Origin of the sequence: Serratia sp. BIGb0234, from assembly GCF_024809915.1 — a bacterium.
GTDB lineage: Bacteria > Pseudomonadota > Gammaproteobacteria > Enterobacterales > Enterobacteriaceae > Serratia > Serratia liquefaciens.
Window position 1 is genome coordinate 738,874 of the sequence record NZ_JANUEI010000002.1, and the last position, 19,821, is coordinate 758,694.

Annotated in this window: 11 protein-coding genes; 2 read left to right on the plus strand and 9 right to left on the minus strand. The window is 57.4% G+C overall.

Annotated elements, in window-relative coordinates; genetic code table 11:
• Positions 1 to 245: 245 nt before the first annotated feature.
• Positions 246 to 1,538, minus strand: coding sequence for an isochorismate synthase MenF (gene menF, locus M2407_RS10470; RefSeq protein WP_128864609.1), 1,293 nt, complete (start codon positions 1,536 to 1,538; stop codon positions 246 to 248).
• Positions 1,539 to 1,825: 287 nt separating this feature from the next.
• Here menF and M2407_RS10475 point away from each other — a divergent pair, with 287 nt between their 5' ends.
• The gene (locus M2407_RS10475) at positions 1,826 to 10,468 is read left to right on the plus strand and encodes a GH36-type glycosyl hydrolase domain-containing protein (protein WP_259217948.1); all 8,643 of its coding nucleotides are present in this window, start codon (positions 1,826 to 1,828) and stop codon (positions 10,466 to 10,468) included.
• Positions 10,469 to 10,636: 168 nt separating this feature from the next.
• Here the strand turns inward: M2407_RS10475 and elaB are convergent, their stop codons facing one another.
• The 3 genes from elaB to idnO all read right to left on the minus strand — a co-directional run bounded on the left by elaB (position 10,637) and on the right by idnO (position 12,855).
• Positions 10,637 to 10,948, minus strand: coding sequence for a stress response protein ElaB (gene elaB / locus M2407_RS10480; RefSeq protein ID WP_020827827.1), 312 nt, complete (start codon positions 10,946 to 10,948; stop codon positions 10,637 to 10,639).
• 86 nt (positions 10,949 to 11,034) lie between these two features.
• Entirely contained in the window at positions 11,035 to 12,066 is a 1,032-nt protein-coding gene (gene idnD, locus M2407_RS10485) for an L-idonate 5-dehydrogenase (protein ID WP_217331698.1), read from the minus strand.
• 24 nt (positions 12,067 to 12,090) lie between these two features.
• On the minus strand, positions 12,091 to 12,855 hold the full coding sequence (gene idnO, locus M2407_RS10490; protein ID WP_020827829.1) for a gluconate 5-dehydrogenase: 765 nt from the start codon (positions 12,853 to 12,855) through the stop codon (positions 12,091 to 12,093).
• Between the two features lie 269 nt (positions 12,856 to 13,124).
• On the opposite strand from idnO, the gene M2407_RS10495 reads away from it, so the two are divergent.
• Complete coding sequence (locus M2407_RS10495; protein WP_020827830.1) at positions 13,125 to 14,108, plus strand: LacI family DNA-binding transcriptional regulator; 984 nt, start codon at positions 13,125 to 13,127, stop codon at positions 14,106 to 14,108.
• A gap of 1 nt (position 14,109) precedes the next feature.
• On the opposite strand, the gene M2407_RS10500 is transcribed toward M2407_RS10495, so the two are convergent.
• From M2407_RS10500 to M2407_RS10520, 5 genes are all read right to left on the minus strand, one after another.
• Positions 14,110 to 14,604 carry a DUF1097 domain-containing protein gene (locus M2407_RS10500; protein ID WP_020827831.1) on the minus strand — a complete coding sequence of 165 codons (495 nt, stop codon included), beginning with the start codon at positions 14,602 to 14,604 and terminating at the stop codon, positions 14,110 to 14,112.
• A gap of 267 nt (positions 14,605 to 14,871) precedes the next feature.
• Positions 14,872 to 16,116, minus strand: coding sequence for an MFS transporter (locus M2407_RS10505; RefSeq protein ID WP_115058416.1), 1,245 nt, complete (start codon positions 16,114 to 16,116; stop codon positions 14,872 to 14,874).
• Between the two features lie 170 nt (positions 16,117 to 16,286).
• Positions 16,287 to 17,150, minus strand: coding sequence for a DMT family transporter (locus M2407_RS10510; RefSeq protein ID WP_048763016.1), 864 nt, complete (start codon positions 17,148 to 17,150; stop codon positions 16,287 to 16,289).
• Positions 17,151 to 17,262: 112 nt separating this feature from the next.
• Entirely contained in the window at positions 17,263 to 17,688 is a 426-nt protein-coding gene (locus M2407_RS10515) for a cupin domain-containing protein (protein WP_046373055.1), read from the minus strand.
• 90 nt (positions 17,689 to 17,778) lie between these two features.
• The gene (locus M2407_RS10520; RefSeq protein WP_116690067.1) at positions 17,779 to 19,608 is read right to left on the minus strand and encodes a thiamine pyrophosphate-binding protein; all 1,830 of its coding nucleotides are present in this window, start codon (positions 19,606 to 19,608) and stop codon (positions 17,779 to 17,781) included.
• Positions 19,609 to 19,821 lie beyond the last annotated feature (213 nt).

Here is a 19,821-nt window from a genome sequence, read left to right on the forward strand (position 1 = left end):
CTCACAAGTCGGTTAACAGAATCTGCCTCTGGCACCCGCCGATCGGCGGCATGCCAAAATGATGTTCTGCATTATATGAGTAGTTATCTTTACGACTTTTGCGCCAGCGCAAAAACGCCGTACATCCCGGTGACTTTATGGTAGACAATTAATTGATTTAGAACAAAAAATAAACATAAAAATCACACGCAGTTTACACTCACCGCGCGGTTCTCTCAATAAATCCGTAACCCAAGCAGGGAAATTCAGGGCAAAGCGTCTGGCTGTAACAACGTCAGCAACCCGGCAGCCTTGTTTTCGATCTCCAGCCACTCTTCGGCGGCGTCGGAACCGCTCACGATACCGGCTCCGGCGTACAGCCGTAATCGGTCGCCGTCTAACTGCGCGCAGCGTAGTGATACGCAAAACTCGCTGCGGGACGCGGACAAATAGCCGGCAGAACCGGCGTACCAGCCGCGGGAGAAGGGTTCATGCTGCAGGATAAATTCGCGTGCTGCCTGACGCGGCAAGCCGGCGACCGCCGCCGTAGGCTGTAACCGATGCAAGCAATCGGCATCGTCCTCACGTTTCAACTGGCCTTCAATACGGCGCCGCAGGTGCTGCACCTTACGCAAACGCACCACTTCCGGCGGTAACACATCCACGGCATTAGCTCCCCCTTGCAGGCGCTGGCAGATGTCGTCCACCACCAGCAGATTTTCACGCCGGTTCTTGCCATCCTGCAGCAGCCATTGCGCCAGGGCCTGAGCCTGTTGGTGTTCGGGGTGATTAGCCACGGTGCCCGCCAGAGCTTCCGTCAGCAGTTGACGCCCCTTGCGTAGATACAGCCTTTCCGGGCTGGAACCGAGAAAGGCGGAATCTGCATCAAATCGCAGCATATAGTGGTAACATCGGTGGTTCACTCTGCGGCTGGCTTCCATCATCGCCGGCGCAAACAGCGGGCCATCCAGCGTCAGTAGCGTACTGCGCGCCAACACCACCTTCTCCATCTGTTGCCGATCTATCGCCTTCAGCGCTTCGTGCAACATGGTTTCCCACCCGGCACGTTCCGGTTGATGCTGCACCTTTCTCACTTTCGCCTTTAATGGCGTCATAGGCCGTGCAGCCACGCTATTTTCCAGCCAGCACTCGGCGACGATCGCATCGTCGCGTAGCGAACTTTCAGAAAACAGATTCAGCATTAATTGTGTTTCGCCCTCGCGGGTCAAAATTTCCAGACGTGGCAAAAATAAATGCGCCGTGCCATCGAAGGCGTTCAGCCCCCACACCCGCGCACCTTCATGCGCCTTGAGAAATGCCTGTGCTTGTTCCGGTTGGGTAAACAGGCGCAGTGCACCGCAGGCCGCGGCCTCTTCATGCCCGTCGCGATGATGCCAGTAAAACTGAGGGAATGTCGGCTGTGCCGCTAACCATGCCAGCAAGGGGGTGGTCAGCGGCGCGGGAACGGGAAGTGCAAGCTGGCGGAAGCCGCCCGCCACGGGAAAATGTTGTTCAAACTGCCGGCGTAATCGCCGCAGCAATGCCGAAAGTTGTTCCACGGCCACCTCAATAACCAAACTTAATGTAGGGAATTATACGGTAAATCAAGGATCAACGGCGGAAAAATAGCGTCATAACGCCAACGGCAGGGCCCGCAAATTGTTTATTAAAATTAAACAATCAGCTCAAAAAGCGGCCAAGAATGCATTGTACGACTATACTGAGAAAGCATGTTCCTGCCTGCTGTGAACCCACGCCAGATCTTACTGGCGCTAAAAACAGGATGTTCACGCTCTCCCAGCGGTTTCACCGGCTGTCCTTTGGGTCAGATGTAAGGAGCTTTTGTGTGAAAGAAATACTAATCAATTGGTTAAAAAAACAACGTAAAAATTCGAAAATTAAATCATTGCCGCTGCGGCGTCAAAAAGACGCTCCTGACAACAGCGGCGGTGCCATTAAGGCAGAACTGTTTTCTGTCGATCAAATGGAGCGTTACGGGCAACGCCTGGCGCGTTCCCATAAGCTGGCAACGCGCAAAACGCCCTACTACCTGCTGAAGCGTCTGGACGACAACGAACGCATTTTGGCGGAAAGCTGCCACCAGCTCAGCAACGGCAAGAAAGCCAGCATGACTCCCGCCGGCGAATGGCTGCTGGACAATTACTATCTGATTGAAGAACAAATCCGCGTTGTGCGCCACCACTTGCCGAAAACCTTCGGTCGCGGTCTGCCGCAGCTGGCGCCGCCGCATAACTGTCCGCGGATCTATGACGTGGCTGCCGAAGCCATCGCGCACGGTGACGGCCACTGGGACGCCGAAAGCCTCACGCGGTATATCGCCGCCTATCAAAAAGAAGTCAATCTGACGCTCGGCGAACTCTGGGCGCTGCCCGGCATGCTGCGCCTGGCGTTGATCGAAAACCTGCGCCGCGTCAGCGTGGAAGTCGCGCAGGCCCAGCAGGAACGCAATCTGGCCGACAGCTGGGTGACGAAAATGCTGGAGTCGGCGGAAAACGATCCCGCCAACCTGATCGTGGTGATCGCCGATATGGCGCGATCCAATCCCCCACGCACCAGCGCCTTTGTTGCCGAGCTGGTGCGCCGTCTGCAGGGGCACGGTACCATGCTGGCGCTACCACTCACCTGGGTAGAGCAGCGTCTGGCGGAAGTCAGCCTGACCTCAGATGAATTGATCCACCGCTTTAACCAGCAACTGGCCGTCAGCCAGCTGTCGGTCAGCAATAGCATCTCCGGCCTGCGCCAGCTAAGCGAAATGGATTGGGCAGAATTTGTCGAAACCATGAGCCAGGTCGAACAGACCCTGCGTGAAGATCCCGCCGGGGTTTACCCTTTGATGCATTTCACAACCCGCGACAACTACCGCCACGTGATCGAAATGCTGGCGCGCCACTGTCCGCACAATGAAGTGCAGGTCGCTCAACACGTGCTTAATATGGCGCGCGTAGCGGCTGAAGACCCGTCGAGCGATCCACGCCGCAATCACATCGGTTACTACCTGGTTGACGATGGTCGCCCCGAGCTGGAACAGCAATTAGAGGTAAAACTCGGACGCATTACCCAATTGCGCCATGCGCTCAGTCAGGCGCCGCTGCTTTCCTGGCTCGGCAGCCTGAGCCTGATCACTACCGCCATCTGCGCGGAACTGCTGCGTCACGCTTACAGCACCGGCATCAGTTGGGGACTGGTACTGCTGTTCTTCCCCATGGCTATCGTGGTCAGTCAGTTCGTGCTCAATTTACTCAGCGAGGTCACTACCCGCAGCCGCACGCCGCAACCCTTGCCGCGGTTGGATTTCTCCTGCGGTATTCCCGCTGAATTCCGCACCCTGGTGGCGATCCCGACGTTAATCGACAGCAAAAGCGGCGTCGATAAACTGATCAATGCGCTTGAGGTTTGTTATCTGGGCAACGCGATGAAACATTTGCACTTTGCCCTGCTCACCGACTTCAACGATGCGCCCCAACAACGGCATGCGGACGACGCAGCCTTGCTGGATTACGCCTGCCGGCAGATGGAAGCATTGAACGGACGCTATCCCTGCGAAGGGCCCAGCCACTTTTTCCTGTTTCACCGCGACCGCGAATGGAATGAAAAACAGGGAGTATGGATGGGGTTGGAACGAAAACGCGGCAAACTGAATGCGCTGAACGACTGGCTGCGCAACCGAGGTAACGCCTTCTGCACGCAGATTGGCGATGGGCTGGAGGTGCTGAAAAACGTCAAATATGTCATTACGCTCGACAGCGATACCGTCCTGCCGCGCGAAAGCGCCCATCAGTTGATCGCCGCGATGGCGCACCCGCTCAATCAACCTCAATACGATGCGCGCCAGCAACGGGTGGTTGAAGGTTATGCCATCCTGCAACCACGCATGGCCGAAGAAATCCCCAGCTACGGCCAGGGCCGTTATGCCGCCCTGTGCAGCAGCACGCCGGGTAATGACCCCTATACGCTGATGGCCTCGGATATCTATCAGGATCTGTTTGGCGAAGGCTCGTTTATCGGCAAAGGCATTTACGACGTGGACGTGTTCTCCCACAGCCTGAAAGGCACCTGCCCGGCGAACCTGGTACTGAGCCACGATCTGCTGGAGGGCTGTTACGCCCGCTCCGGCCTGCTGAGCGACGTGCTGCTGTACGAGCAATATCCCAGCAATTATCTGGTGGACGTCGCGCGCCGCACGCGCTGGATCCGCGGCGACTGGCAATTGCTCAACTGGCTTCTGCCACGGGTGAAAACCGAGGACGGTACCCGCACCGCCAATCCGCTGAGCACCCTGTCGCGCTGGAAGTTGTTCGATAACCTGCGCCGCAGCCTGGCTGCCCCCAGTCTGTTGCTGTTACTGTTTTGCGGTTTTGTCTGGCTGCCAAACACCCGTTACTGGCTCGGGGTGTTCGCCCTTATCCTGCTGCTACCGACCCTGTTGGCGTTGGTGCAGGACATCCTGCGTAAACCGCCGCGCAGGCCCGTCTTGCAACATCTGCTGTTGGCGTTAAACGGTTCGCTGCATCGCCTGGCACAAATCGGACTGCGGCTGGCGACCTTGCCGCATGAAGCGCTGTACAGCCTGAAAGCGATTGCCGTGACCCTGTGGCGGCTGTTGATTAGCAAGCGCAATCTGCAAGAGTGGACCAGCTACGATCAATCCAAGGCACGCCAGCAGGTCACGCTGGAAAACTTCTATCGCGCGATGTGGATCAACCCGGTCGCCGGTGCCGCACTGCTGTTGTTCAGTTTTCTGCATAATCCAATGGCGCTGTTTATCACATTGCCGTTCGCCACTCTGTGGATCCTGTCGCCGTTCCTGCTGTACTACCTCAGCCAGGAGCCACAGCGCAGCAAAACCGCCATCAACGATGAACAACGGCGCTTTCTGCGCCACACCAGCCGCCAAACCTGGGACTTCTTCAATACCTTCGTCAACCAGCAGGAAAACTGGCTGCCGCCGGATAACTACCAGGAAATACCGGAGCCGGTGGTGGCGCACCGTACCTCACCGACCAATATCGGGCTGTCGTTATTGGCCAACCTCACCGCCTATGACTTCGGCTATCTGACGCTCAGCGACGCGCTGCGGCGCATCGAACTGACGCTCAACACTCTGGATCGGCTGGAACACTATCGTGGCCATTTGTACAACTGGTACGACACCCGCACCCTGGAGCCGCTGAACCCGCGTTATATCTCCAGCGTCGACAGCGGTAACCTGGCCGGTCACCTGCTGACACTCAGCGCCGGCTTGCCGGCACTGGCCCACCAGCCGGCCATAGATCCGCTGCGGGTGCTGACCGGTCTTGGTGACAGCCTGCAACTGCTGGAACAGCACTGGGGCGACGCCGCACCGAAAAACCTGTCGAAGCTGCGCAACCATTGGGAGCAGGCCCACCACAGCCATCCGGCAGCCCTGCTGGCGGAACTGAATGCCATGCGCAACTACAGCAACGGGCTGCAGGAACCGGCGCTAAATCATGATGAGGAAACCAAACGCTGGGCCGGAGCCTTGCACCAGCAGCTTAACGAACTGTGTGCCGAATGGGCGCAGTGGTTCGGCTGGCTGAGTGACGGCATGCCCGAACTGGAGCAGGTGCCCAGCCTACACTGGCTGGCTAACCCGCCTGGCCAGTTGACGCTGTCGCCGGAACAGCAAAATCAGCTGAGCGCGGCGGGTGCGCTGGCGCAGGAACGTCTGACGCAGTTGCAAAGCCTGCAGCAGCGGTTGGAAAAAATGGCGCAAATGGATTTCAACTTCCTGTATGACGAATCAACCCATTTGCTGACCGTTGGCTTTAACTGCGATCAAAACAAGATGGACAGCAGTAAATACGACCTGCTGGCCTCCGAGATTCGTTTAACCAACTACGTCGCCATCGCCACCAATCAGGTGCCGCAGCGCAGCTGGTTTGCACTTGGCCGCCTGTTCACCGTGATCGACCACGAACCCGCGCTGATGTCGTGGAGTGGGTCGATGTTTGAGTACCTGATGCCACAGTTGGTGATGCCTGCCTACCCTGATTCACTGCTGGTGCAGATGTGCCATGCGGCGGTGGAGCGGCAGATTGCCTGGGGTAAGGAACGCGGCGTTCCCTGGGGCATTTCCGAATCCGGTTACTTCGGTTTCGACGCCGACCAAAACTACCAGTATCACGCCTTTGGCGTTCCGGGTCTGGGCCTGAGACGCGGGCTGGGTGACGATATGGTGGTGGCGCCTTACGCCACGGTGATGGCGCTGATTGTCGATCCGGACGCTGCTTGCAATAACCTGGTTACGTTGGAGAAAAATGGGGCCAAAGGCCGCTACGGTTTCTATGAAGCGCTGGATTACACCACCGCTCGCCTAAGCCGGGGGCAACTGTATGTCATCATCCGTTCCTATATGGCGCACCACCAGGGCATGAGCTTCCTTGCCCTGTCGCATCTGTTGCTGGATGCGCCTATGGTAGCGCGCTTCGCTGAGTATCCGGCGTTCCAGTCAGCGCGGCTGTTGCTGCAGGAACGGGTGCCGGATGCGGTCGAGCTGTACAGCACCCGTCGCCATTTCGAAACCCACGAGGGGACTATCACCCCGGCCAGCTTCGCCGCACGCGAGTTCAACCGTGTGGACTCCCCGATCCCCGAAGTGCAGTTGCTGTCCAACGCCAACTATCACCTGATGCTCACCCAGGCCGGCGGCAGCTACAGCCGCTGGCAGAATCTGGCCTTGACCCGCTGGCGCGAAGACGCCACCTGCGATAACTGGGGCGCTTTCTGTTACCTGCGCGACCCGCAAACCGGTGAGGTCTGGAGCAATACCTGGCAGCCGATCGGTGGTGCCGCCAAGGGGTACAGCGCCGTGTTCAACGACGCCGGGGCCGAGTTCCAGCGTCAGCAGGGGTCGCTGTCGGTGAAAACGCAGGTGGTGGTATCGCCGGAAGATGATATTGAGCTGCGCCGCGTGACGTTGGTCAACCGCAGCAAGCAACCGCGCACCATCGAAATCACCAGCTATGCAGAAGTGGTGCTGGCACCGGCCGGCAATGATCTGGCCCACCCGGCGTTCAGCAACCTGTTCGTACAAACCGAACTGTTGCCGGATCAAGACGCCATTTTGTGCCACCGCCGCCCGCGCGAACCGAAAGAAAAATGCCCGTGGTTACTGCACATGATGACGGTGCAAGGCCGCACCAGCCAGACGTCGTTCGAAACCGATCGCGCCAAATTTATCGGCCGCGGCCGCACCCCGGCCAATCCGCAGGCGCTGTATCAAAATACCCCGCTAAGCAACAGCGCCGGACCGGTCATTGATCCGATCATCGCTATCCGTCAGCGCGTGGTGCTGGAACCAAATGTACCGCTCACACTGGATATCTTCTATGGCGTCAGTGAAGACCGCGCCAGCAGCCTGGCGATGCTGGAAAAATACCGCGATCGCCATTTGGCAGACCGGGTGTTTGAACTGGCCTGGTCGCACAGCCAGGTGGTACTGCGTCAACTGAACGCCAATGAGGATGACGCCAACCTGTTCAATCGTCTGGCCAGCGCGGTGGTCTTCCCGGCGCAGGAAATGCGCGCCGCCAGCAGCGAAATCATTAACAACCGCCGTGGTCAGTCTGGTCTGTGGGGATATTCAATCTCCGGCGATCTGCCGATTGTGCTGTTGACCGTGACCGACGGCGAAAACATCGAGCTGGTTCGGCAACTGATCCAGGCGCACAACTACTGGCGTCTGAAAGGGTTGCAGGTGGATCTGGTGATCCTCAACGAAGATATCGGCGGCTACCGTCAGGATCTGCAAAACCAGATCATGGGCCTGATCGCCGCCGGCATGGAATCGACCCAAACCGATAAGCCGGGCGGCATCTTCGTACGCACCAGCGAACATATGTCACCGGAAGATCATCGTCTGCTGCTCAGCGTCGCGCGTATTTACCTCGACGATCGACGCGGCGGTTTAACCGAGCAGCTCAACCAGCGCCTGCAGTTGCCACAGATCCTGCAGCAACCGCTGTCGCCGGTGACCGCCTCGTCGAAACTGGCGACGGTGGATAATTTGCCGCGCAACCTGCATTCGCCGCAGTTGCCCGACATTGCCGCGCTGCAGTTCTATAACGGCCTCGGCGGCTTCTCGGAGAATGGCCGCGAATATGTGATTGCGATGAACGAAAGCAAGATCACCCCGGCGCCCTGGTCGAACGTGATGGCCAACCCGATGTTCGGCTCGGTGGTTTCGGAAAGCGGCCAGGCCTACACCTGGTACGAAAACGCCCACGAATACCGTCTCACGCCTTGGGACAACGATCCCATCTGTGACCGCAGCGGCGAAGCTTTCTACCTGCGCGACGAAGAGAGCGGCCATTTCTGGTCGCCAACCCCGCTGCCTGCCCGGGGCCGAGGCCATTACCTGACCCGTCACGGTTTCGGCTACAGCGTTTTCGATCACCGCGAAAGCGGCATCGACAGCCAGTTCACCCTGCTGGTGGCCAAAGATGCCCCGGTAAAACTGTTCCTGCTGACGCTGACCAACACCTCAGGACGCACCCGCAAGCTCTCGGCTACCGGTTATGTGGAGTTTATCCTCGGCGATCTGCGGCAAAAGTCGGCCATGCATATCGTCACCCAGGCGGCTTCGTCTGAAAACGGCTGCGGTATCCTGGCGACCAACCACTATGGGGGCAACGGCTCGGATCGCACCGCGTTCTTCGGCGTCTCGGGGGCGCATTGTTCGCTCACTGGCGACCGGCGTGAATTTATCGGTCGTAATGGTTCGCTGGCCAATCCGGCGGTGCTAAAACTGCGGCGCCTGTCTGACAAAGTCGGGGCTGGTATGGATCCGTGCGGCGCGGTGCAGTCGGCCATCAGCCTGATCGACGGCGATCAACGCAGCTTTGTGTTCGCCCTCGGGTTGGGGCAAAACGCCGAAGAAGCCGAAGCGCTGCTGCACAAATACCTCCAGGAGGACAACCTGCAGGATGAGTTGCAACAGGTGGCTGCGCACTGGGACGGTATTCTCAACAAAGTGCAGATAGGGACGCCGCAACCGGCCGTCGATTTACTGGCCAATGGCTGGCTGCTGTACCAGACCCTTGCCTGCCGTATTCAGGCGCGCAGCGGTTACTACCAATCCGGCGGTGCCTTTGGCTTCCGCGATCAACTGCAGGATACTTTGGCACTGACTCATGCCGCCCCGGAACGGCTGCGGGAACAGATCCTGCTGTGCGCTTCGCGCCAGTTCGTCGAAGGCGACGTGCAACACTGGTGGCATCCGCCGCAGGGCAACGGCGTGCGCACCCGCTGTTCGGATGATTATTTGTGGTTGCCGCTGGCCATTTGCCACTATCTGGACGCCACCGACGATCAGAGCATCCTGGATGAACAGGTGGGCTATCTGGAGGCGCGCAAACTGGCACCCGGCGAGGAGTCTTCCTATGAACAACCGGCGCAGAGTGCAACGCAAGAAACCTTGTACCAGCATGGCGTCCGGGCGTTAAAACACGGATTGAACTTCGGCGAACACGGTCTGCCGCTGATGGGAGCCGGTGACTGGAACGACGGCATGAATATGGTGGGCCTGGAGGGGCGTGGCGAGAGCGTCTGGCTTGGCTTCTTCCTGTTCCATATCCTGCAGCGTTACGGCAAGTTGGCAACCACGCGTCATGACGACGAACTGGCGACGCTGTGCCGCCAACAGGCCGAGACGCTGCGCAATAATCTGCGTGACCATGCCTGGGACGGCGAATGGTACCGTCGGGGCTATTTCGACAGCGGGGAACCACTGGGCTCTCATCAGTCGGCGGAGTGCCGTATCGACGCCATTGCCCAAAGTTGGTCAGTACTGTCCGGTGCCGGTGATGCGCCACGCAGCCTGCAAGCCATGCAGTCGCTGGATAAACACCTGGTCGACAACCAGGCCGGCCTGATCAAACTGCTGACGCCGCCTTTTGACGGCAACGGCCCGAATCCGGGCTATATCCGCGGCTATCTGCCTGGCGTGCGGGAAAACGGCGGACAATATACCCATGGCGCGGTGTGGGCGGTGATGGCCTTCGCCGAAATGGGCAATATCGAGCGCGCCTGGGAACTGATGGCGCTGATCAACCCGATCAACCACAGCCTGGACAGTACCGCGGCGGAACGCTACAAGGTCGAGCCGTATGTGGTTACCGCCGATATTTACGCGGTGGCGCCGCACGTCGGTCGCGGCGGCTGGAGCTGGTATACCGGCTCTGCCGGTTGGATGTATCGGCTGATCCTCGAGTCACTGCTGGGTCTGAAACGCCATGGCGATCGGCTGAGCGTCAATACCCGCCTGCCGGCGGACTGGCCACAGGTGACGCTTAACTACCGGGAGGGTAGCAGCGAATATCGGTTGGTTGTTCGTCAGGGGCAAGGCGCGGCGCAGGTCAGCGTCGACGGTGAAAAACAGTCGGAAGCTGTGATAACGCTGGTAGACGATGGCAAAATCCATCAGGTGGAAGTGACATTGGGGCAGTAAATATCGGGGCGCGGCGGGTGCCGCGCCCAACGTCTATACCAAAAATAATTCGAGTTGCTTGTAGGCGGCAACTGAGCAAAGCCCCAGGAGCTTACTCAAGTAAGAGACTGGGGTGAGTGAAGGCAGCCAACACCCAAGCAGCTTGAAGTATGACGGGTATACAGGCCGTTATTTACGCGCCAGCAACAAGCCCAGTACCAGGCCAACCGTGGCACCGATCCCTACGCTGCACCAGGGGTTTTCACGCACGTATCCGTCGGTTCGGCAAACGGCGTCCTTGGCGCGCGCATAGTAGGACTCGGTGGTGTCAGCCAACCGCGACTTGACCTCACTCAATGCCTCTTCGGCATGAGCTTTGATATCGATATAGGCCTGATCGGCCCGATCGCCGGAGTACTTCAACACTTCTTCCAGCGTGTCGCTCAGCATTCTCAGATCGTCATCGAGCGTGGTTTGATCCGCATCCGTATTTCTCGCCATGGTAAGTTCTCCGTGTTTAAAAAATGAAACGGCCCTTAACTATAGACAAGGATCGCCGATCCCCGCCATCAGACTGATGGCTAAAATCAGAACACCAGTTGGACTTTGGCGGCCCGGCTCTTGTCGCCGGCAAACGTCAGCGCCTCAGCCAGTTGACGATTGTCGAACTCGGCGGACAGCAGCGGCAGCGGATTGACTGTCCCCTCGGCCAACCACGTCACCGCCAGGGCGAACTCTTCAACAAACCGGAAGGATCCCAGCAGATTCAGCTCTTTGGCGATCAACAGCATCAGCGGGAAATCCGGGAAGCTGCTTCCCATACCGACTTGCACCACCGTCCCCTTGGCGCGGGTGACCTCCAGACAACGCTGCAACGACAGTGGATGGCCGGAGACTTCAAAAGCGATATCAAAGTACCCTTTTTCCTGCTGATAGCTGCTGAAATCGTCATTGCCGGCGTGCAGACAGCGGGATGCCCCCATCTCTCCGGCGATATCCAGACAACGCGGGCTGAGATCGGCGCAGACAATTTCGTCGGCGCCCAACGCCTTCAGCGCCGCCACCAGCAGGCAGCCTATCGGGCCGACGCCGGACACAAATACCTTTTTCCCTTTCACTTCACCGGGCTGGCTGGCGGCATGTATCGCCACCGCCAGCGGCTCGGCAAAAACCATCACCTTCTCGTCGCAGTTGGCGTCGAACGCAATGCATTGCGCGCTATCAACCACCTTGTACTGGGTAAAAGCGCCGTCAACATGTGGGAAGTACATCGCGCTGCCGAAAAAGCGCATTTGAGTACATTGGTTTTGTTGATCCGCCAGGCAATACTTACACTGCCCGCAGGGCTTGCTGGGGTTTAACGCCACTTTCTGGCCCACGGGCAGACGAGCCGTGTCGCTAGCGACCACTTCGCCGATCACCTCATGGCCCAGCACCATCGGCTGACGCACCTGAAAACTGCCGACTTTACCCTCCTGATAATAATGCAGGTCTGATCCGCAGATGCCACCACGGGTGATTTTCACCAGCGTGCCGTGGCCCTGGTACTCAACCTCCTGCTCCACTACCGCCACGTCATATTTGCCGTTGACCACGCAGGATTGGGTTTGAATTTTCATCATCATATTCTCATAAGCAGGCGGCTATACCGCGGCCGACATTCCGCCATCGACAAACAGCAGGTGACCATTGACAAAATCAGAGGCTTTGGACGACAGGAACACCGCCGCGCCAATCAACTCCTGCGGATCGCCCCAACGGGCAGCCGGGGTACGCTTGGTCAGCCAGGCGGTAAACTCTTGGTTGTCCGCCAGTGCCTGAGTCATTTCGGTTTTGAAGTAGCCCGGGGCAATACCATTGACCTGAATGTTGTAGCGCGCCAGCTCTACGCACATGCCGCGCGTGAGCATTTTCACCGCCCCTTTGGAAGCGGCATAGGGGGTGATGGTGTCGCGGCCCAGTTCGCTCTGCATCGAGCCGATATTGATGATTTTACCGCTTTGACGCTGCACCATATGGCGGGCTACGGCTTGTGACACCATAAATACCGCCTTCTGGTTGACGGCAATAATGTCGTCCCAGTCTTTTTCCGGGAATTCGGTAAACGGGTGGCGACGCTGTATGCCCGCGTTGTTAATCAACACATCGATCCCACCGCTTTGCGCCTCAATTTTCTCAATAGCGGCATGAATGGCCTGGGAGTTAGTGACATCAAAGGCCGCGGCATCGGCGCGGAAGCCCTCACGGCGCAGTGCTTCAACGGCTCGCTGGGCGTTTTCTTCGGTGGTCGCATTGACCAATATGTGAGCGCCGTACTCCGCCAGCCCACGCGCCAGCAGAAAACCAATGCCCCGAGAAGCGCCGGTAATCAGTACTTTTTTATTATCCAGTGAAAATAAGTTGTTCATAACGTCCCCGGCAGTGTCATTCAGATAAGACAGGTGCCTATCTCAGCGGATCGCCGCCGGCAAAAACGTGATGACGATCACTTAAAACAGTGTTACTAAAACCTGTTACCTTTAACGTGAAGCCACGCAATCTCGCGGGAAACAAACTCAACACATTTCATTGAAAAATAAGATTTTTATACTTTATGTCGTCGATTGTTATCACTAAATCGATTTGTTAACATGGCGTTATTCGCGATTTCGCCGCCCCACCCTGTTAAGGCCTCAGAATGAAGAACCAACGCGTCACGCTGCAAGATATTGCGCTGCTCGCCGGCGTGACCAAAATGACCGTCAGCCGCTATCTGCGAACGCCGGAAAAGGTGGCGGCCGAAACCGCCGAGAAAATTGCCCAGGTGATGAAGGAAGTTAACTTTACCGACGGCGATGAAGCACGCTCAACGCAAAAGCCGCGCATTGGCGTTTTGATCCCCTCGTTCAACAACCAAATTTTCGCCGATCTGCTGGCCGGAATCGAATCCATCACTCTGGAACAGGGCTACCAAACGCTGGTAGTGAACTATGACTACAGTCGGCAGCGCGAAGAAGAGCATATCGTCCAACTGCTGGCTTACCCGATTGCCGGGCTGATCCTGACGGATTCGGAGCATACTCTGCGGGCGGAAAAGTACCTGACGGCCGCCAAAATCCCGGTGGCGCAGGTGATGGATCTGGAAGGTCCGGAAGGAAGGATCGCCGTGGGGTTCGATAACTTCCAGGCGGGTTACGACATGACCGAAGCGCTGCTCGCCAGCGGTAAACGTCAGGTGGTTTATTTTGGCGCCATGTCCGATGCGCGCGACACCAAACGTTTTCAGGGCTACTGCCGGGCGATGGAAAAACAGGGCCTGACACCGCGCCAAATCACACCGCACCGTGTTTCGTCGGTGACAGTCGGCTCCGACATGCTGGCCATGGCACGGCAGCTCTACCCGGATTTGGACGGTATCTTATGCACCAATGACGATCTGGCCGTTGGGGTCTTACAGGAGTGTCTGCGGCTGGGGCTGCGGGTTCCGCAGGATATCGCTTTGTCGGGATTTCACGGCCTGGATATCGGCAAAGCCACCACGCCGGGCATCGCCAGCGTTATTACACCCAGGTTTGATATCGGCAAGGTGGCCACAGAGATCTTGTTGAAACGCATTAAAGGGGTGCCGTGCATTGAGCGCGTTGATCTGCACTACCGCATCTCACTCGGCGGCACCATTTAATTCAGCGGTTAACATGTTCGGTAACAGCGGCCGCCGGTTTCGGTTTTTCGCTGCGCGCCGCCAGCCACAGGCCGCTGTTTTTCATCGCGTAGCCAAACACTAATCCCACCAACAGGGAAAGGGTCACCAGAGACCAATTGCCGCCGCCGGCGAAGGTGGCGCAAGCGCCGATAAAGGTGCCGGGCACAAAACCCAGCCACTGCTGCTTTGCCTGAATGCACATCAGAAAAGCCACCGCGCCGGTCAGCAGATAACCGAGCAGGCTCCAGCCGGGCGCCAGCTCACTGCCGTGAATGATCGCCATCGCCCAAAATACCCCGCTGCAGCAGGTCAGTGTGCTGATCAACAACCCTTTCAGCCCCCCCTGCGGGCAAGCAAAATAGGCCGTACAGCCCAGGAAACCGGCCCAACTGATCAGCCCCAGGCTAACAGCCACCCATCCCCACACGCCGGAGAGGATCCCGGTAGTCACAGCAATGGCAAAAAGAACGTTCATAAACTGACCCGCAGCAAAGAAAGCGCGCAGTTTACGCGAAAATCGGCAAATTCAAGTGATGTAAATCACAAAAATTTTGTAATGAGAAATACTGAAATTGCAGAATTGAGGAATTTGTCACAAAAAAAAAACCAGCGTGACTAGCACGCTGGAAATGACACACAACAACACCAGGGAAATCGTTCGCCACCTTGCGTGGCTAAAATCGTTGTTCAGCTACCCTGCTAATTTCACGTTGCCGACGGACAACCTGAAACTCGGCGGGTATCAGCGCGGGAAGCCCGCGCGGGTCACCATGAAGCTCAAAGATAAGCAAACCACGGCACTGACCAGAAATAACAGATTGACCGCCAGATGCAGGCTGGCATGGTCGATAACCGCCCCCAGCAGGATCGGAACCCAGTTGGCGATATAGGCGATTACGTAAAACAGTGAAATCAGTCTCGCGTGGCTGGCCTTCGGTGAAATCAGGTTCACCAAGGTGGCACTGCCGACAAAAATCGCCCCGTAGGCGTAACCGGCAATCACCATACCGGCACTGGCCAGAGCCAGCGAGTGGATCTGAATCGCCTCGGCGAACACCACCACTGACAGCGCCTGCGCCAGACAGCCAAACATCAGCGAATGGCGCGCATTAACGCGACGGCTCAGGATCTGGCTAATACCGGCAATCACCAGGTAAACCGCAATCACATAGCCGTAAACGCCCCGGCTGTGCATGCCCAACAGCTTTTCCGATACGCTTGGCCCAATCGCCAGAATACTGGCAGCCACTGCCCAGCAGATGAACAACGCGCCGGCACACAGGAAGAACTTGCCTCCGGTAGCGCGCAGGCCATCCGCCAACGAACTTTTTTCTGCCGCGGCTTCTGCTGCCGGTGCCCCACTGAGGGGTACAACAACGGCTTCAACCGGCCATTTCAGCATCACGCCCAGTGCGGCAACTGCCGCCACCGCCATGATGATAATGAACGGCAGCGAGGTAGTGTGGAACCCGGTTTGCAGCGCCACGCCGCTGAAAATCGGCCCCAAAGCCAGACCGGTGGTGAATGACAGCGTGGCAATCAGCGCCGCATTTTTACCGCCGTCCTTCGGCCCAAAACGCACCAGCGCAATGTTAGCCGCACCGGTCAAAGCCCCGGTGCCGATCCCGGCCAGCAGACGCGCCATAAACATCATCAAAAACGAATCGGCCATCGAAAACAGCAAGGCCCCGGCCAACACCACCAGCAGCGCCGGTACAATCATGCTGCGCAGATCTTTGACCTTGCCGGCCATGTTGCCCACGCCGAACAGCGAAATCAGCACGCCGGCGGCATAGGCGCCATAAATGACGGTCAGGCTGACCGAGCTTAGCGCCAACTCATGTTGATAAAGCGGGTAAAGCGGTGTCGGCGCACTGCTGTTCAGCAATGCGGACATTAATGCCAGGGCTAAAAACAGCAGGATGGCAAAATGCGACTCACCCAACTTCGCTTTAGCGGCTTCATCAACAGCCACACCTTCAGACATTTTTCTCTCCCGAAACAATCTGGATAAACACCTAACCCTGAAAACCAAACTCCTCAGGAAACGCGTTTATCATACCTTTCGGGTATAACGGTCAAAATAGCCAAGAATGCATCACAGTGATTCATTAATGCATTTGCGCTGACGCCCGCCAGCGCTTAATGCCGTGCTATTCACACCGCCGCCGCCTTCGAGGTTTTTGCCGGAGCGCGCTTCACTATCGCCAACGCACCGGAGAGAATAATCAGCGCCATGCCGCCCGCAGCAATGTAGGACAGCTTCTCGCCAAACAACAGATAGCCGAGCAGCGTGGAGAAAATGATGGTGCTATAGGAAAGAATGCTGACAATCACCGCATTGCCGCTGCCGTAGGCGCGGGTCATGGTGATTTGCCCCAGGCTGCCGAACACACCGATGGCGCAAACGCACAGCATCATGGCGCTGTCCAACGCGGTAAACCCCACCACAGTGGTCATCATGCCGCCCACCAGGGTGCCCACCAACGAGAAGTAAAACACCACTCGCAGTTCGGGTTCGCCACTGCGCACCAGCTTACCGACGTTAAAATAGGCCAGCGCGGTCAGCAGGCCGGAAAGCAGGCCAATCAGGGTCGCGGCATACTCGCCGTTCGGCGTATCGGGGCGCAGCAGCACCAGAATGCCGATAAAACCCAGCAATACCGAGAACAGCAGCTTGCCGGTCAGTTGGCCTTTGCTAGTGACAAAGGCAATCGCCGACTGAAAGATAGGATTGGTGTAGCCCAACGTGGTGGCCGTGGCGATCGGCAGATGGATTAGTGAGTAGAAACCGCAGTACATCGCCGCATTGCCAATGGCGGCGCGTTTCATGTGCAACCCCAAATGCTGGGTGCGGAAACCGAGATTTTTCACATGGATCAGCGCGGCAACGATCAGGACGTTAATCACAGAGCGGTAAAAAATGATGTCGAAAAAACCGACCTTGGCCGAAGCCAGTTTGATGCTGGCCCCCATCAACGCAAAGAACCCGCTGGCGACGACCATCCACAAAGCAACCATGATTTCCTCGGTATATCACCCCAACGGGCGACAAAATAAAACGGGGCGAATTGATTCGCCCCCTACGGCTAATGCAGTCAACATCGCCGCAGCTTGAAAAACGGCGAGGATATTATTCGGCAGCTTTCACCGTCAGCGGTTTATTATCAGCGCAGGCGAAGAATACCAGCATCTCAGCGCCTTTATCACCAGAAACCCCTTGGTGAACGATATCTACCGTGTCGGTAAAGGAGTCGCCCTGCTTAAAGGTGTGTTTCACGCCGGTTTTCTTGACCGTCAGCGAAACGCTGCCCCCAGTCATATACACCGCGCTGATGCACGGGTGAGTATGCCAGGCGAGCACCTTGTTCGGTTCCACCGTGACCTTCAACATGGTGATCTGCGGAGCGCCTGCCGGATAATGCTGGTACGGCGTCCCCTCCCATGAGGTTTCGGTTTTCAGCAAGGTTTCTTTGTTTATGCCTTCGCCGTGATCCTCTGCGGCCTGTGCAGCGCCTTGAAATGCCATCATTAATGCCAGAAGTGTCAGTTTATACATTGTTATCGCTCCATGACTACGGTGAACAAAATAGAATGGCGTAATACAAAGGACAATGAATGACGACTCCTGGAATCTGGGGTTACGCCTTTACAAGCCTTTGATACGCTGCTCGTATTCTACGATGCTCTCGGCATAGTATCGATTAGGCGCCACATGATTTCCTACCAACACTTCTATCAGGAAAGGCCCCTCATGCTCAGCCGCGGCGGTCAGCGCTTCGTCCAGTTCCTCCAGCGTCGCCGCTTTGGCGGAGGCAACCCCCAGGCTGTTGGCGAAGGCCTTCCAGTCATGGTTCGGCAACGCGGTATAGTCCGCAGATACCCCACGGTTTTGCAGGGTGTCGATGTGCATCGCTCCGTGAGCGCAGTTGTTCATCACCACAAAGGTCATTTTGACCTGATAACGGGCGGCCGTCTGGATCTCGATGCCGTGCATCAGCATGCAGCCGTCGCCGGTAACCACCACGCAGTCGCGGTGCGGCGCTGCCAGTTTGATGCCAATGCCGGCACAAATCGCCCAGCCCATCGGCGCCAGGGAGCTTGAGGTATGGTAATCGCCCCGGCCGCTGGCCTGCCAGTGGTGCGCCATAAAGATACGGTGTGCGCCGGAATCGACCACCACGTTGGTGTCCTGATTCATACGGCTGCGGATGCGTTTGATGGCGTCGCCGGGGTACATGTTGGCCTCACCCTCGGCAAGACGCACCTGCAAATCGGGCCGTTGCTGCTCTAGCGGCAGTTGACCCACCTGCTCAAGCCAGCCGTTACGCAAGCGCTTAATGCTGTTCAGGTGCGCGTCATCGTCGCTGACCGCATCCAGCAGGTGGTGCAACGAGCCGGTCAGGCTGGAGAAAATCTGCATATCCGGTTGATAATGCGAGCTGACCTTATCGAAATCCTCGTCAATCACCACCAACGTTTTGGTGCCGTGCAGCCGCGGATTCCAGTTCAGGCTATCGCGTTGGCTCAGATCGCAACCCAGCACCAGCAGCACATCCACTTCATCGCCATTGATGGTTTCCACCGCCCGGGTATGACCGGCAAAACCATACAGCCCCAACGCCAGCTCGTGCCCTTCGGGAAACGCGCCCTTGCCGGACAGCGTAGTGGCAACCGGCAGACGGTATTTCTCCGCCAGGCGCAACAGCAGGGCCGCATCCAGCGGATTATTCATGCGGTTACCCACCAGGCAGGCGACGTTCAGCCCGCGCAGCAGATAGTCATCCAGCACCTGATCCAATGCCTGTGGGTCGATGGCGGCCTCTCGGCACTGGGGCGTGCGTGGCGGGCTAACTTCATGACCGCCAGCCACCTCTTTCTTTTGCATATCGACCGGCACGCTGAGATAGGTGCGACCTTTTCGCTGAGTGTTCAGGAAGGACAGACTGCGCCGCAGTTCGTGCTGCAACGTGAGATTATTTTTCACTTCTATCGCAGCGGAAAGCAGCGGTTTGACGATAGTCAGCTCATCGATGCCACTATTGCTGCCGTCCTGGAAGGCACCCTGCGCCTCATGATAAGTGGCAATGCCGCCGGCCAGATACAACACCGGAATTTTGTCGGCCTGTGCCGCCGCCATCGCCGGCAGGAAATTCATGGTGCCGGGACCGGAGATGCCCAGACAAACGCCAAACTTGCGGCTGGCGCGGGCATAACCGTCCGCCATAAAGCCGCAGGCGGTTTCATGGGCGCCGACGATGCCGGCAATGCCTGAATGTTCAATGGATTTTATCAATGGGTACACCAGCTTGCCGGGTACCAGGAATATGTGCTGAATGCCGCGAGCTTCGAGACTCTGGATAATCGCATCAGCGTTGCTTTGCGTTGCCGCTTTCGCACCGGGGGTTGCAATAACTCTGACACCGTCCGCAGTTGCCAGTGCTACGGGGGTGTATAACTTCTCTGCGTGAGACTCCATTTTCAATGTCCAGTCGTGGTGGGCCAACCTAGATTCAGAGTCGATCCCACCAGGCGATTAGCCCACAGAGACAGGCTCTCATGCGCGTCTGCTTACGCGTTCAGGGTAACATTGGCACAAAATGTGCGCCAGATCACAGCATAAACGTTGATAAGCATAAAGATTGTCGGGTAAAAATAAAGATGCAAAACTGCTTCACGTTGATGCATTTAT